This window comes from Microvirga calopogonii (assembly GCF_003347665.1).
Taxonomy (GTDB): Bacteria; Pseudomonadota; Alphaproteobacteria; order Rhizobiales; family Beijerinckiaceae; genus Microvirga; species Microvirga calopogonii.
Genome location: NZ_QDGA01000001.1, coordinates 252,839 through 267,145, shown reverse-complemented (window position 1 = coordinate 267,145; position 14,307 = coordinate 252,839). Strand labels below are relative to the sequence as shown.

At 64.5% G+C, this 14,307-nt stretch carries 18 protein-coding genes; 4 read left to right on the top strand and 14 right to left on the bottom strand.

What is annotated here, in order from left to right; translation table 11 throughout:
- Nucleotides 1-28 precede the first annotated feature (28 nt).
- The 3 genes from DDF70_RS01195 (at nt 29) to trhA (ending at nt 1,597) form a co-directional block, all read left to right on the top strand.
- Nucleotides 29-478 (top strand): 4-aminobutyrate aminotransferase, encoded by a 450-nt coding sequence (locus tag DDF70_RS01195; RefSeq protein ID WP_114943032.1) that lies wholly within the window; start codon nt 29-31, stop codon nt 476-478.
- Nucleotides 479-600: 122 nt separating this feature from the next.
- Nucleotides 601-783, top strand: coding sequence for a hypothetical protein (locus tag DDF70_RS01190; protein ID WP_114943031.1), 183 nt, complete (start codon nt 601-603; stop codon nt 781-783).
- Nucleotides 784-949: 166 nt separating this feature from the next.
- Complete coding sequence (trhA, locus tag DDF70_RS01185) at nt 950-1,597, top strand: PAQR family membrane homeostasis protein TrhA (RefSeq protein ID WP_114943030.1); 648 nt, start codon at nt 950-952, stop codon at nt 1,595-1,597.
- Between the two features lie 97 nt (nt 1,598-1,694).
- Here the strand turns inward: trhA and DDF70_RS01180 are convergent, their stop codons facing one another.
- The 10 genes from DDF70_RS01180 to lptM all read right to left on the bottom strand — a co-directional run bounded on the left by DDF70_RS01180 (nt 1,695) and on the right by lptM (nt 11,436).
- Entirely contained in the window at nt 1,695-2,576 is an 882-nt protein-coding gene (locus tag DDF70_RS01180) for a 3-hydroxybutyryl-CoA dehydrogenase (protein WP_114943278.1), read from the bottom strand.
- A 74-nt stretch (nt 2,577-2,650) separates the two neighbouring features.
- Nucleotides 2,651-3,595, bottom strand: a complete 945-nt coding sequence (locus DDF70_RS01175; RefSeq protein ID WP_114943029.1) for an electron transfer flavoprotein subunit alpha/FixB family protein — start codon at nt 3,593-3,595, stop codon at nt 2,651-2,653.
- A gap of 15 nt (nt 3,596-3,610) precedes the next feature.
- Entirely contained in the window at nt 3,611-4,360 is a 750-nt protein-coding gene (locus DDF70_RS01170) for an electron transfer flavoprotein subunit beta/FixA family protein (RefSeq protein WP_114943028.1), read from the bottom strand.
- 225 nt (nt 4,361-4,585) lie between these two features.
- A complete protein-coding gene (locus DDF70_RS01165; protein ID WP_114943027.1) occupies nt 4,586-5,293 on the bottom strand; it encodes a rhomboid family intramembrane serine protease in 708 nt (235 codons plus the stop codon).
- A gap of 10 nt (nt 5,294-5,303) precedes the next feature.
- Nucleotides 5,304-5,879 (bottom strand): cob(I)yrinic acid a,c-diamide adenosyltransferase, encoded by a 576-nt coding sequence (locus DDF70_RS01160; RefSeq protein WP_114943026.1) that lies wholly within the window; start codon nt 5,877-5,879, stop codon nt 5,304-5,306.
- Nucleotides 5,880-5,904: 25 nt separating this feature from the next.
- Entirely contained in the window at nt 5,905-6,495 is a 591-nt protein-coding gene (locus DDF70_RS01155; protein ID WP_114943025.1) for an acyloxyacyl hydrolase, read from the bottom strand.
- A 154-nt stretch (nt 6,496-6,649) separates the two neighbouring features.
- Complete coding sequence (locus tag DDF70_RS01150; protein WP_009763302.1) at nt 6,650-6,841, bottom strand: twin transmembrane helix small protein; 192 nt, start codon at nt 6,839-6,841, stop codon at nt 6,650-6,652.
- Nucleotides 6,842-6,916: 75 nt separating this feature from the next.
- Nucleotides 6,917-9,520, bottom strand: coding sequence for a TIGR02302 family protein (locus tag DDF70_RS01145; RefSeq protein WP_114943024.1), 2,604 nt, complete (start codon nt 9,518-9,520; stop codon nt 6,917-6,919).
- A gap of 390 nt (nt 9,521-9,910) precedes the next feature.
- Nucleotides 9,911-11,179, bottom strand: coding sequence for a diaminopimelate decarboxylase (gene lysA, locus DDF70_RS01140; RefSeq protein ID WP_114943023.1), 1,269 nt, complete (start codon nt 11,177-11,179; stop codon nt 9,911-9,913).
- An 8-nt stretch (nt 11,180-11,187) separates the two neighbouring features.
- Nucleotides 11,188-11,436 carry an LPS translocon maturation chaperone LptM gene (lptM, locus tag DDF70_RS01135; protein WP_114943022.1) on the bottom strand — a complete coding sequence of 83 codons (249 nt, stop codon included), beginning with the start codon at nt 11,434-11,436 and terminating at the stop codon, nt 11,188-11,190.
- A 214-nt stretch (nt 11,437-11,650) separates the two neighbouring features.
- On the opposite strand from lptM, the gene tlpA reads away from it, so the two are divergent.
- Nucleotides 11,651-12,301, top strand: a complete 651-nt coding sequence (tlpA, locus tag DDF70_RS01130; RefSeq protein WP_245435318.1) for a thiol:disulfide interchange protein TlpA — start codon at nt 11,651-11,653, stop codon at nt 12,299-12,301.
- A 14-nt stretch (nt 12,302-12,315) separates the two neighbouring features.
- Here the strand turns inward: tlpA and DDF70_RS01125 are convergent, their stop codons facing one another.
- From DDF70_RS01125 to DDF70_RS01110, 4 genes are all read right to left on the bottom strand, one after another.
- Nucleotides 12,316-13,053 (bottom strand): adenylate/guanylate cyclase domain-containing protein, encoded by a 738-nt coding sequence (locus DDF70_RS01125; protein ID WP_114943020.1) that lies wholly within the window; start codon nt 13,051-13,053, stop codon nt 12,316-12,318.
- A gap of 120 nt (nt 13,054-13,173) precedes the next feature.
- Nucleotides 13,174-13,491 (bottom strand): hypothetical protein, encoded by a 318-nt coding sequence (locus DDF70_RS01120; RefSeq protein ID WP_245435317.1) that lies wholly within the window; start codon nt 13,489-13,491, stop codon nt 13,174-13,176.
- A 191-nt stretch (nt 13,492-13,682) separates the two neighbouring features.
- Nucleotides 13,683-14,018 carry a Grx4 family monothiol glutaredoxin gene (gene grxD, locus DDF70_RS01115; protein ID WP_114943019.1) on the bottom strand — a complete coding sequence of 112 codons (336 nt, stop codon included), beginning with the start codon at nt 14,016-14,018 and terminating at the stop codon, nt 13,683-13,685.
- Nucleotides 14,019-14,062: 44 nt separating this feature from the next.
- A complete protein-coding gene (locus tag DDF70_RS01110; protein ID WP_009763310.1) occupies nt 14,063-14,299 on the bottom strand; it encodes a BolA family protein in 237 nt (78 codons plus the stop codon).
- Between the last annotated feature and the right edge of the window lie 8 nt (nt 14,300-14,307).

The window sequence follows — 14,307 nt, the reverse complement described above, 5'->3', positions numbered from 1 at the left end:
CTTCAATTTTCCTGAAAGGAGGCCATAAATGGTTCGCCTGAAACGCTCCGCTCTCTTCATCCTCGCTGGCGTTCTTATCCTGCCCGGAGCCGCCCTGGCTCAGACCAACAGCGCTTACCGCAGCGCGGACGCGGTTGCCGGCAAATCCCATCGCTTGGGGGTTTACGGCAACGTGCAAAAGGACTGCACGTCGGGGCCGCTGCCGACGGTCCGGGTGGTGACCCCGCCCAAGCATGGCGAGCTGAACGTGCGCAGCGGGAAGCTCAAAGCCGGACGGATCTCCCGTTGCCCGAAGCTGGAGGCAACAGCCCAGGGGATCTTCTACAAGTCCAACCCCGCCTACACGGGAGCCGACGAGGTCAGCTATGAGGTCAAGTCGGCCAGCGGCAAGGTGGAGAGCCACACCGTCAGGATCACGGTGAAAGAAGCGGCGCCTGCAGACGCCAAGCCCAACCCAAGCGCCGACACTGAACTGTGACGCGGAAGCTGGGATAGCACCCGACACCGCCGACCGGCTCGCGAAAGCCTGAGAGGCTCGTACAGGCACTGTTCAGACACCTTGGACTAAACAGCGGCATCCGCTGACGAAAGAGGATCGCCATGCTGATCTGGACCGCTCTCGCCGCAGCCCTTCTCTCAGGCCTGACACTCGGATTGCTGCCGAACGGCGCGCCTGAATGGGCGACCCAGACCGTCGAGCTGGTCACGGTCGTGGCAGTTTTCGTTCTGGTCTGCCTTGCCGAGACAGCCGGGTCGCGCTCGGACAAGCCTAGCTCTGGTTAGAGCAAGAAACGCCCTGAGTCTCTGCTCTGATAGCCCGCGTCCCTTCCATGATGCAGCTGGAACCCACCGCACGATAGCGGGTTCCCCATGCAGCCAAGCCTGCCGTGCCTGTGCAGGGGACCGCCGTACAGGCAGTCGGTGCGCTTGCAGTGACCTGGGAAAGACAATGATCAAGTGGGACTACGACAGGCAAGAGATCCTGGCGGATGGGATCGTGCATGGCCTGGGCGTCATCGGCGGTCTCGTCGGGGTGATCACCCTACTTGTCCTCGCCGCACCTACGGTGGGCGCTTGGGAGCTGACCTCAGTGGCGATCTATGCCTGCGGTCTGCTGGCGGTGCTCGTCATCTCGGCGGTGTACAATCTCTGGCCGGTCTCTCCGGTCAAATGGGTCCTGCGGCGGTTCGACCATTCCGCCATTTATCTCCTGATCGCCGGAACCTACACGCCGTTCATCACGCAGATGAGAAACGAGGTCGCGGCCGTCGTCCTGCTGGTCGGCATCTGGGCGGGTTCGATAGCCGGGATGACTCTGAAGCTGTGCCTGCCGGGCCGGTTCGATCGGCTTGCGATCCTTCTCTACCTGCTCATCGGCTGGAGTGGCGTCATGGCGTACGAGGCCGTGCTCGGCGCCCTGTCCGGCTCGACCCTTTGGCTCCTGGCCGCCGGCGGCGTCCTCTACACGGCGGGCGTGGTCTTTCACGTGTGGGAAAGCCTGCGCTTTCAGAATGCGATCTGGCACGCCTTCGTGCTTGGCGCGGCAGCCTGCCATTACGGGGCGGTGCTGGATTGCATGGTGCTGACGCGCGGGTGATGCCCGCGACAGGGCGCGCTTGCCATAGGGGATGGCCATGTGAGCCGCAGGCGCGGAGAGGGCGGATCCTTCGCCCTCAAGCGCTGGGGCGGTGCCTTCAGCGGGTCGGAACCGGCTTCTCGCCGCGATAATCGTAGAATCCGCGCTTGGTCTTCCGGCCGAGCCAGCCGGCTTCCACGTATTTCACCAGGAGCGGGCAAGGGCGGTACTTGGAATCGGCCAGACCTTCGTGCAGCACCTGCATGATCGACAGGCAGGTGTCCAGGCCAATGAAATCCGCCAGCTGGAGCGGGCCCATGGGATGGTTCGCGCCGAGCCGCATGGCCGTGTCGATGGCCTCGACCGAGCCCACGCCCTCATAGAGGGTGTAGATCGCCTCGTTGATCATCGGCAGCAGGATGCGGTTGACGATGAAGGCCGGGAAATCTTCGGAGACGGTCGAGGTCTTGCCGAGCTTGGCGATGAATTCCTTCGCCGATTCGTAAGTGTGATCCTCGGTGGCGATCCCGCGGATGAGCTCGACGAGCTGCATCACCGGCACGGGGTTCATGAAGTGAATGCCGATGAAGCGCTCCGGTCGGTCGGTCGCGGCTGCAAGGCGCGTGATCGAGATCGACGAGGTATTGGTGGCGAGCAGCGCGTCGGGGCGCAGGGACGGGCTGAGATTGGTGAAGATCTTGCGCTTCACCTCCTCGTTCTCGGTCGCCGCCTCGATGACGATATCGCAGACGGACAGATCGTCGTAGGTGCGTGCGGGTTTGATCCGCTCGAGCGCGGCCTGCCGGTCGGCATCCGTGATGACGCCCTTGGAGACCTGGCGTGCCATGTTGCCGTTGATCGTGGCAAGCCCCGCATTGATCCGATCTTCCGAGAGATCGTTGAGCCGGACGTTCAACCCCGCGAGCGAGCAGACATGGGCGATGCCGCTGCCCATCTGTCCCGCGCCGACAACGCCAACCGTTTTGATCTCTATGCCCATCTGACCTGCTGCCTGCATCCAATCGCCATATGCGGCCGGGCGGAGGGCCGCCCGGTCCGTCACTATTCCTGACCTTATTGACCCGCTTTGGTCAACTCCTCCTTCAGTTCAGGCAGGATCTGGAAGAGGTCGCCAACGAGGCCGTAATCGGCCACCTGGAAGATCGGGGCCTCCTCGTCCTTGTTGATCGCCACGATCACCTTGGAATCCTTCATGCCGGCCAGATGCTGAATGGCCCCTGAAATCCCCACAGCGATGTAGAGATCCGGCGCCACCACCTTGCCGGTCTGGCCCACCTGCCAGTCGTTGGGCGCATAGCCCGCATCCACCGCCGCGCGCGAGGCGCCCATGGCGGCCCCGAGCTTGTCGGCGATGGGCTCGATATAGGTGGTGAAGTTCTCGGCTGAACCGAGGGATCTTCCGCCCGAGATGATGATCTTGGCCGAGGTCAGCTCGGGCCGGTCGGTCTGGGCGATCTCCTCGCCCTTGAACGACGACAGCTGAGGATCCTCGGCGGCGTTCACCGTCTCGATGGCGGCCGAGCCACCTTCACCGGCCGCCGGGAAGGCGGCGGTGCGTACGGTGATCACCTTCTTGGCATCGGTGGCCTGCACGGTCTGGATGGCGTTGCCGGCATAGATCGGCCGCTCGAAGGTGTCGGGCGACACCACCTTGGTGATGTCGGACACCTGCATCACGTCGAGGAGAGCTGCCACCCGCGGCATCACGTTCTTGCCCTTGCTGGTGGCGGGCGCCACCAGGGCATCGTAGGCCCCCGCGAGCGACACGATCAGCGCGGCGGTCGGCTCGGCAAGCTGGTGCTCGTAAGCCGGGCTATCGGCCAGCAGAACCTTCTCCACGCCTTCGAGCTTGGAGGCGGCCTCAGCCGCCGCGCGGGCGTTCGAACCGGCGACCAGCACATGCACTGCAGCCCCAAGGGCCTTGGCGGCCGAGAGCGCCTTGTGGGTGGCATCCTTCAGGTGAGCGTTGTCGTGCTCGGCGATCAGCAACGTGGTCATTGTTCTTGTTCTCCCTTAGAGCACGCCGGCTTCGACTTTGAGCTTCTGGACCAGTTCGGCCACGGAGCCGACCTTCACGCCCGCCTTGCGGCCACCGGGCTCGGCGGTCTTCACGACCTTCAGGCGCGGGGCGACATCGACGCCGAGCGTCTCAGGCGAGGTCTCGTCGAGGGGCTTCTTCTTGGCCTTCATGATGTTGGGCAGGCTTGCATAGCGCGGCTCGTTGAGGCGCAGGTCCGTGGTGACAATGGCCGGCAGCTTGAGGCCCACCGTCTGCAGGCCGCCGTCAACCTCGCGGGTCACGTCGATGGAGCCCTCGCCCAAATTGACCTTGAATGCGAAGGTGCCCTGCGGCCAGCCGAGCAGGGCGGCGAGCATCTGGCCGGTCTGGTTCGAATCGTCGTCGATGGCCTGCTTGCCCATGATGATCAGGTCGGGCTTCTCCTGCTCTACCACCTTGGCCAGGATCTTGGCGACGGCCAGCGGCTCGACGGTGGCGTCGGTCTTGACCAGGATACCGCGGTCGGCCCCCATGGCGAGCGCCGTGCGGATGGTCTCGCCGGCCTGCTGCGGGCCGATGGAGACGGCGACGATCTCGGTGGCCTTGCCCTGCTCCTTCAGGCGAACCGCTTCCTCGACGGCGATCTCGTCGAAGGGGTTCATGGACATCTTGATGTTGGCCAGTTCCACGCCCGACCCGTCCGGCTTCACCCGGATTTTTACATTGTAGTCCACCACCCGCTTCACGCAGACAAGAAGCTTCATTCGTTTGTCCTCACCAAAGGTCGGATCCGGATATGGCCGAAAACCGGCCCTCCGGACATATAGGAAAAAGGCGGATCGGAACCTAGAGCATCAGGCCTAAAAGTGGAAACCACTTTTGGGAGTCACCTGATGCTCCGGCCTTTGAGGAATCCATCAGGCCTAAAAGTGGAAACCACTTTTCGGGGACGCCCGACGCGCTTGCTCCATCGGTGGTCGTTCCGGTCGTCAGCGCGGCGCCTGCATTTCCTGAGCCTGGGCGCGGGCGAGCACGGGATCGTACCGGCGGCGCATGAAGGGGATCAGAGCTGCCCCCACGATGAAGCCGCCAAGATGGGCGAACCAGCCCACGCTCTCGTCTCCGCCGAGAAAGGCCGAGGCGAGCTGGAGGGCGAACCAGAGGCCGATGGTCCAATAGGCAGGAAGGTGCAGGGGAATGCCCTTCAGGAACAGGCCCCAGATCTTCACGCGCGGATAGAGGATCAGATAGGCGGCCACCACGCCCGATACGCCGCCCGAGGCCCCGATCAAGGGGCGGTGCGGCTCGGTGGTGATGAAGGCGTGGGCCAGGCTCGCGGCCATCCCGCAGAGCAGGAAGAAGGCGATGAAGCGCAGATGCCCCATCGCGTCCTCCACGTTGTCGCCGAACACCCAGAGGAACAGCATGTTGCCGATCAGGTGGAACAGGGAGCCATGCAGGAAGATGTTGGTGGCAAGCGTCAGCTCGGCCGGGACGAAGGGATAGCCTTCCGGCAACACTTCGGTTCCGAACAGGACCGACGGGATGAATCCCAGGCCGCCGACCACCGCATCCTCGCCGAGAGGGCCGTAGAAGGTGAACAGATAGGCGAGCACGCAGACGCCGATCAGAAACCGCGTCGCGAGCGGCGTCTTCATGTTCCTGAGCGGGACGCCATCGTGAAGCGGCAGAAACATGGAGCCGCTCCTAACGGTTTTGTCCGGGCACCCAGAGTACGTCGAGTGCGCCCTTGTCATTGACGTAACGGGACGCGACGAAAAGAAAGTCCGACAGGCGGTTCAGGTATTTCACCGTTTCCGGAGACACCGTCTCGTCCGGCTTCTCCATGAGCTCCACCACGAGGCGCTCCGCGCGACGGCTGACCGTGCGGGCGAGATGGAGGGCCGCTGCGGCGGGCGTACCGCCTGGGAGAACGAAGGAACGCAGAACCGACAGCTCCGCGTTGAGCCGGTCGATCTCCTGTTCGAGCCGATCAACCTGCGCCTGCGTGATGCGCAGAGGCTCATACGGAAGGGGCTTGCCCGTTTCGACGGTGGCGAGATCGGCGCCGAGATCGAAGAGATCGTTCTGAATGCGGCCGAGCATCGCGTCGATCTCGTGGCCCGCCGTATGGAGACGGACCAAGCCGATGCAGGCATTGGTCTCGTCGACCGTGCCATAGGCTTCGATGCGCAGATCGAATTTCGGGCGGCGCCCGCCGGCGGCCAGGGCCGTGGTGCCGTTGTCGCCGGTGCGGGTGTAGATGCGGTTGAGGACGACCATGCAGAGCCCGAAGGTTGGGATTCAGTTAAAATGAATACCCAACCCGCGCGCCGACATTCGTCAAGCCTCTATTCTCATCCGAACAGGTGCCGCCATTGGAGAGATGCTCCACGGTCGCCATCACGCTCCAGTTCGCCGAGAGCCGCACACCCACGGAGCCCGATTCGCGGAAGAGAGGCGAACACCCGAGTTCCTGGCGATGAGCCAGAGGATGATCCTTGCCGTTGTGAAAGGCGCCGCCGACGCTGCCCTCGACGAAGATGTCAGGCGTGACGTCGACGGTCCAGGACAAACCCGCATAGGCGAAGCTCGTCCGGCCATCGAAATTCAGGCTGCCGCCCACATGCGGCCGGGGGATGAAATAGCTGGTGAACAGGTCCGAAGCTGTAAACGGCTTAGCAAAAAGGATTTCGCCGGTGAGATTGGCGGAGCCGTCTTGTCCTTCCGGTCCCCACGGATCCTGCGCGGAGAATCCGAAACGGAACTCCGACAGCAGGCTCGGCTGGGCTGAGGCCTGGGATGAACTCGTTTGCCGCTTGAATTCGGAGCCTAGGACGCCCGACGTCCCCGAAAACAGGACGAGAAGGCTCAAGCCTATGGCTGGGCTGATGCGCATTAAGAGATCCGTAAATCAATAAAATCTAGGCCATCAGGCTATGCCGTTATGGCTAACGTTCTCTTAATACAAACCGTGGCGAAAAAGTGTCAATACCGAGACGGCAGAGCCATCATGTGGACAATGGACGCGGTTTTCCATGCCTCTCCCAACGTCAGGCCGCACGCCACCAGATCACGCCCATGATCACGATGATCGCCACGAACTGAAGCAGGACGCGCAGGCGCATGAGGTGCTGCGACCGATTGGCATTGCCGCCGCGCAGCATGTTGATCAGGCCCAGGAGCAGCACGAAGGCGACGGCCACCACTGCAATCGGCACAAGCAAATCGACAAAACTCGTCATTGTGATTCCATCGAGAAGTTCGGGCGACCGTGGCCCGAACCCGGAGGCGAGGCAAGAGGGCCGATTGCCCGAATGTCAGTTCCGCCGCAGAAGCCGTTCGAAATAATCGAGCTCTTCCTGGGGACGGCTCGGGTCGCCCAGCTTGCGCCGCAATTCTTCCAAGATCCGTTGCGCCCGTTGGGCCGGGGACTGGTTGACGCTGGGCACGTCGACACGTCCGTCGGAATAATCCCGGTTTCGCGTGGGTCGTCCGAGAGGATCGGTGTCGCGCTGTCCCGCCTGCTGGTTGCCTTGCGGGTTGCCCTGGCCGGGCTGGTCGCCGGCCTGTTCGTTGCCCTGGCCGTCTCCCTGCTGCATCTGTTGCATCTGCTGGGCCATGCCCTGCATGCCACGCCGGAGATTCTCCAGCGCCCGGCCCTGGGCATCGACGGCCGGGCCATCCTGCCCTTGCCCCAGAGCGCCCTCAGCCTCGCGCATGGCCTGCTCGGCATCGCCCAGGCCCTGCTCGTTCTGCATGCCCATGCCCTGCATGCGGCGCTGCAGCTCTTCCAGCCTTTCCCGCAGAGCCTGCTGTCGTTGCCGCAGGCCCAGGGGATCCTGATCCTGTCCACCCTGACCGTTATCGGCCTGATCCTGATCCTCGCCCTGCTGACCTTTCTGGCCTTGCTGACCCTGTTGGCGCTGTCCCTGCTGCCGCTGGCCCTGACGCTGCCCCTGGCGGGGGCGATCACCCTGCTGCATGCGCCGGTTCTGGCCGTCGCGGAAAGTCTCGTCGCGCAGGTTCTGCTGCTCGCGCGCCATGTCCTCCATATCCTGCATGGCCTGATTCATCTCGCGCCCGAGGGGATCGGTCATGCGGCTGTTGGGCTGCGCCGTCTGCAGGTTCTCGAGGATATTGCGCAATTGTTCGAGGAGACGCTGGGCCTCGGCCACGTCGCCCCGGCGCATGGCGTCCTCCATCTGGCGCAGCATGCGGTTGAGGTCGTCCTGAGAGATCATGCGGTCCGGCGGCGTGCGCTGGTTCTGATCCTGCGATTGCTGATTCTGCTGCATGCGCTGGGCGAACTCGCGCAGGAACTTGTCCATGGCCTGCCGCAGCTCGTCCGTGAGCCGGCGGATCTCCTCGTCCGGAGCGCCCCGGTCCATGGCCTCCTTCAGGCGCTCCTGGGCGGCGCGCAGGTCGCGCTCAGCATCGGAGAGGTTGCCGTCCTCGATCTGGAGCGCCATGGCCCAGAGCCACTCGGCCACATCGAGCAGCTGCTGGTCGGTCTTGGCGACGCGCAGGCGCTCGGCGCCGGTCCGCAGGCCCATGAACACGCCCCATTGCGGTGTGTATTCCTCCGGAGCGATCAGCAGCGCGTCGAGCGCCACCTGCACGCGCTTGCGGTCATCGGGCGCGAGCACGAGATTGCGCCGCTGCTCGACCAATGCCTTTGCGAGCGGATTGGTGAAGGGGCGCTGCGGCAGGGTGAAGGTGATCTTCTCACTCAGGGATTCCTGACCGGCTTCATCCTTGGCCTTGAGCTGGATCGTCACCGGCGCGCCGGCCCAGGCGTGGTTCGTGAGGTCGACCGGCGACTTGGTGTCCGGAGCGTTCTCCTCATGGCTGGGCAGGGCCAGGGTGAGCTGGGGTGCGGGAACGAGGGAGCGACCCTTGCTGTTGTCGGCCTTCTCCACGATGCCGTCGAGCGAGGCGATGCCGTAATCGTCCTTACCCTTGTAGCTCAGGGTGAAGGTGCCACGCGCGTTGACCTCGGGCGGCATGGTGAAGGCGATCTCGGGCAGGCTATCGGGAATGGCCTCGATGGTCAGCGTCACACTGTGCGCGAAGCCCGTGCTGACCGTCAGCTCGCTCGATCCGTCCAGGACATAGCGCTCTTCGCGCATGTCGGCGCGCTGATTGGCCTTGGCCGGGAGGGGCGTCAGGCCCTTGCCCGGCGTGACCTCCGCACTGCCCTCGCCGGCGATCCGGATCACCACGGTTGAATGGATCGGGGCGCGCAGGTTCTGTCCCCGCGCCAGGTCGATCATCAGCGGCGGCGTGCGGGTATAAAGGGGCGGATCGATCCATCCATCGATGCGGAAGGACGGGGAGGCGGTCTCGATCTTACGCCAGTCGAAGGCTGCGGCGAGCCGCGAACCGATCTCCGGTCCTGCCACGAAGGCGCTCGCCACCAGGGCCAGAAGCCCTGCGGCCCGCAAGGCATAACGGTCGCGCTTTGCCATATCGGGCTGAGGCAGGCCGACGCGCATGTGGCTGACGGCGTCCTCCGCGCGCTTGCGATGGAGAGCCCAGAGCGCCTTGGTGCCGGGATCCGCCGAGCCGAGGGCCAGCGTATCGTCGAGGACGCGGGCCGGGCCGTGGCTCAGACCCGTATCCCGGTCGAGCCGGTCGAGCGCGCGCGTCCGGCTGGGCATGCGCAGGCGAAAGAGCGGCCAGAGCGACAGGAGCAAGGCTGCCGCGAAGAGCCCCAAGCCGATGGAGCGCCACAGGGGCGGCATATCGAGCCAGAGGCCGAGCCAGGACAGGGTGAAGAACAGCAGCACGATGGCGAAAGGCAGCCAGAGCCGGGGCCAGGCCTCCTCCCACCAGAGGGACCAGCGCGCATGAGCGACCAGACGCCCGAACCGCTGGTTCGGGTGGCTACGTCCTGGCGACGGGTTCGGGCCTTCGCTCATGCCAAACATCTCCCGCTGCACGCGATGTGCAGTGAACCCCCGCTGGAAAAGCTAGCACGCGCGACCCGGATGACCAGCGGTCAATTGCGCGCAACGCTTCAAGAAGAGGTGACCGGTCAAACCCCAATCTTTCAGGCGGCGCATTGTTCGAGGCGAACCTTGCCGCAACCTCACCTCTCCCCGGATCTCGGGTGTTCCCGAGATCGGCTCCGCCAGTCCGCCTCTCCCCGGTGGGGAGAGGTCGAGCGTAGCGAGGGTGAGGGGGAGAGCGTTATGCGGAGATGACACTAACCCCTCACCCGCGCCTTAAGGCGCGACCTCTCCCTCAGGGAGAGGTGAACCTGCGCCAAACCTTCGAACGCAATCGTTCACACAGCCCGCCGGCGCTTGTCAGGCCAGCCAGTCCGGAACCCGGTCGAGACCGATCAGCTCTTCGTAGGTCGGGCGCGGGCGCACCACCGCGTGGTCCTCGCCGCGGACGAGCACCTCGGGCACGAGACGCCGGGTGTTGTAGGTGCTGGCCTGGACCGCCCCATAGGCGCCGGCGGTCATGATGGCGATGAGGTCGCCGGCCTTCACCTCCGGCATGTCGCGGGAGAGGGCGAGATAGTCGCCGGTCTCGCAGACGGGGCCGACCACGTCGGCGACGATGCGCGGCGTGTCGGGCGTGGCCTCGGCGACCGGCTTGATGTCGTGATGGGCTTCGTAGAGCGTCGGGCGGATGAGGTCGTTCATGGCGGCATCGACGATCACGAAGGGCTTGTCGGCGCCCTGCTTGACGTAGATGACCCGGGCGATGAGGACGCCCGCATTGCCGGCGATCATGCGGCCCATCTCGAAGACGAGCTTGAGGCCGAGATCCTTGGTGTGGCGCTTGATGATCGCCGCATAGGCCTGCGGGTCGGGCGGCGGCTCGTTGTTCTCGCGATAGGGAATGCCGAGGCCGCCGCCGAGATCGATGTGGTGCAGCTTGTGCCCGTCGGCCATCAGATCGCGGGCGAGTTCGGCCAGAAGGGCGGTCGCATTGTCGTAAGGGGCCAGATCCGTGATCTGGCTGCCGATATGCATGTCGACGCCGGTGACCGCGATTCCCTTGAGTGCCGCCGCCCGGGCATAGACCTCTCGGGCCCGGGCGATGGGGATGCCGAACTTGTTCTCGGACTTGCCGGTCGAAATCTTCGCGTGGGTCTTGGCGTCCACATCCGGGTTGATGCGGATCGACACGGGCGCGCGAACACCCTTGGAGACCGCCACTTCGGACAGCGCCTCGAGCTCCGGCTCCGATTCCACGTTGAAGCAGAGAATGCCGCTCTCGAGGGCGAAGGCCATCTCGGACCGGGTCTTGCCGACGCCCGAGAACACGATCCGTTCGCCGGGCACGCCGGCCGCCAGCGCGCGGCGCAGCTCACCCTCGGACACGATGTCCATGCCCGCGCCGAGGCGGCCGAGCGTTCGGAGCACGGCCTGGTTGGAATTGGCCTTCATGGCATAGCAGACGAGAGCGTCCGTATCGGCGAAGGCTTCGGCGAAGACCCTGTAGTGCCGCTCCAGGGTGGCCGAGGAATAGCAATAGAACGGGGTTCCGACCTCGTCCGCGAGGCGGCGCAGATCGACACCCTCCGCATGGAGGACGCCGTCACGATAGGCAAAATGGTGCATCGAAAAGCCTAAAGCAGCGGGTCGAGGATAAAGGGCTTGTTCGGAATCGTGTAGCCCTGGTTGGCCCTGGAGCGGGGCGTGCCGACCGGGGAGGGCAGGGTGGCATCGCTCGTCGGCACCTGCGTCTGGGTCTCGGCAGCCTGTGCCGAGGCATCCGGCGGCGGCTCGAGGGCGCCGCGTCGGCCGCAGGCGGTCAAACCGAGAACGAGAAGGCCCGCAACCACAACCGCGCGGGGAAAAGTCAGGCTGGACGACATTACAAGCTCCGAAACGTGGCCGCACCATAGCGGGAAGCGATTTCAGATGCGAGAGGCAAGCGCATCGTGCGGAAAAGTGGATCCGGTTTTCCGCACGATGCTTTCGGCGTGGAAGAAAACAGCCTGTGACCTCAACGCTTTCGTGATGGGCGAACGGTCGTGTTTTGGACGTGAGGGCTTGAGGCTTGCGCCAAAAAGCGCCACATCACGGGCCATGTCGAATGCAGTGAATTCCCGGAAAAGCTGGCTCGTCGGTCTGGGCGCCCTGGCGGTGATCGGAGCGGCCGGCGCGGCCTGGTACGGCTTTGCGCCCCATGATCCCATGGCGGCCGGCGTTGCCGAATGCCGCGCGTCGAAGCCGACCGTCGAGCGTCTGAAGCCGCTTGCCAAGGGTGAGGTGGCGGCCGTCGGGGTCAGCCAAGCGCCGAAGCCGCCGCCCGTGATCGCCTTCAACGGCCCCGAGGGCCAGCCCATGAGCCTGTCGGACTTCAAGGGCAAGATGATCCTGGTCAACCTCTGGGCGACCTGGTGCGTGCCCTGCCGACAGGAAATGCCCGCTCTCGACAAGCTCCAGACGGAGCTGGGCGGCTCCGATTTCCAGGTCGTCGCCATCAACGTCGATACGCGCAACCGCGAGAAGCCGAAGGCCTGGCTGCAGGAGAACGGCATCAGGAACCTGGCCTATCACGCCGACCCGGAGGGCAAGCTGCTGCAGGTGCTGCAGAAATCCGGCCATGTGGTCGGCCTGCCGACCACCTTCGTGGTCGATGCCGCGGGTTGCGAGATCGCCTTGCTGAAGGGGCCGGCCGAGTGGGCTTCGCCCGACGCCGTCACGTTCATGAAGGCTGCCCTGAACCGCTCCTGATCGGCGGCTCGGGTTCAGGCTGCGTAAAGCTGGACGGGAGCCTCGAAGCCTTTCAGGCGATATTCCCGTCCCTCGCCTTTGACCATGTCGCGCCCGGCCCTGTCGAAAACGGCACGGGTTACCAGGATTTCGCCCGTCGCAGCCGCAGCCTGGGCGCGGGCGGCCGTATTCACCACGGGGCCGATCGCGGTCAGATCGCGATGCGACCGGCCGAATTCCCCGAAGCTCACCACGCCCGAGTCGATGCCGATCCCGACGCCGAGATCGGTGTCGCCGAGGGCCGCATGGTCCGAGAGCAAAGTCTTGCGGCGGACCTCGCAGCGGCGCAGGATCTCGCGCCCGGCCCGGACCGCCTGCTCGGCATGGTTCCGCTGCTGGATGGGGAAGTTGAAGAGCGCCATGACGGAGTCGCCGATGGTCTTGTTCAGCAGGCCGTCATATTCCCAGATCGCCTCCGCACATTCGTCGTAGAAGGCATCGAGCAGGGATGAGACCGCGTCGGGCGGCAGCGACTGCGACAGGGCCGTATAGCCCCTGAGGTCCGCGAAAAGGACGGAGACGTCGACGGGGATGTTGCGGGCTTTCATGATCCGCGTGAACATGAGCTCGCAGACCGTGCAGGTATTCGGATTCATCCGGCTCGGGCGAATGCCGAAGATGCGAAAAGGCACGGAAACCGGCCCGCGGAGAGGTACGGGAATATGCAGCTGCTGCCAGCAACCCTTGCAGATCCTGGAATGGACGGGCGCCATGGGTGAGCCCTTCAAGATCGCGAGCGGATCCGACCCGGCAGACGGATAGCGATCCCGCCGCGCATCGCGCCATACAGGGTATCACCGCCCATGGAAGCGGCCAACTGGGCTGACCCAGGGTCAGGCCGGAAAGGCCCCGCTGACGTCGGGAATGCCGATTTCGCCGGAAAAGGCCGGCTTTGAGAGGCGCCAGGGGCGGTCCATGGCTTGGCGGGCCTCCCCACGCTGGAGACGACGCGGGGTGCCGTCGGCCAGGATTTCCTCGATGACCAGGAATCCCAGAGCCTGCAGCATGACGGCCGCCGCCTTCGTGGCCCGGTCATCCGCCCGGACGGAGAGCGAGCCGGCGGCATAGATGCGCTCCATCAGGCTCCTGGGGTGATGAGCCACGGCCTTGCGCGGCTTGAAGGCGACGACATTCGTCTCGGGTTCGAACATGGAAAAGCCCCTTCTCGCCGCTCCTTCTTATTCTGTGTCGAGCGGCTCTTCTGTTGTGTTCAGCACAAACCATTGTGCCGAAAACTGAGCCGTTTGAGGAATGCGACATATCACGCCCGTTTCGACGGGCCGCAAACGCAAAAAAGGCGGGGCCATGCCCCGCCTCGATCTCTTCAGGAAGAGCGATTGCCTCAGGCGCTCTGCTGAACCTGGATGCCCTTGTCGACGAAGAGCTGCTGCAACTCGCCGGCCTGGAACATCTCGCGGGTGATGTCGCAGCCGCCGACGAACTCGCCCTTCACGTAGAGCTGCGGAATGGTCGGCCAGTTGGAATAATCCTTGATGCCCTGGCGGATGGTCTCGTCCTCGAGGACGTTGACGCCCTTGTAGGGCACGCCGAGGTAGTTGAGGATCTGGACGACCTGGCCCGAGAACCCGCACATGGGGAATTGCGGCGTGCCCTTCATGAACAGCACGACGTCGTTGGACTTCACTTCGTTGTCGATGATCTGGTTGGCGTCAGCCATGATGTCTCCTGTTCCTCAGCGGTCAAGGCGCCGGGTTTCACGTCTCAATTGTCGGGTGCAACGGTCGTCAATGCAAGGGCATGAAGCACGCCTCCCATGCGTCCTTGCAGCGCTGCATAGACCATCTGGTGCTGCTGGACCCGCGACTTCCCCTTGAAGGCCGAGGAGGTGACGGTGGCGGCATAATGATCGCCGTCGCCGGCCAGATCCTTGATCTCGACCACCGCGTCGGGCAGCGCGGCCTTGATCATGCTTTCGATTTCACGGGAATCCATCGGCATGGATCAAA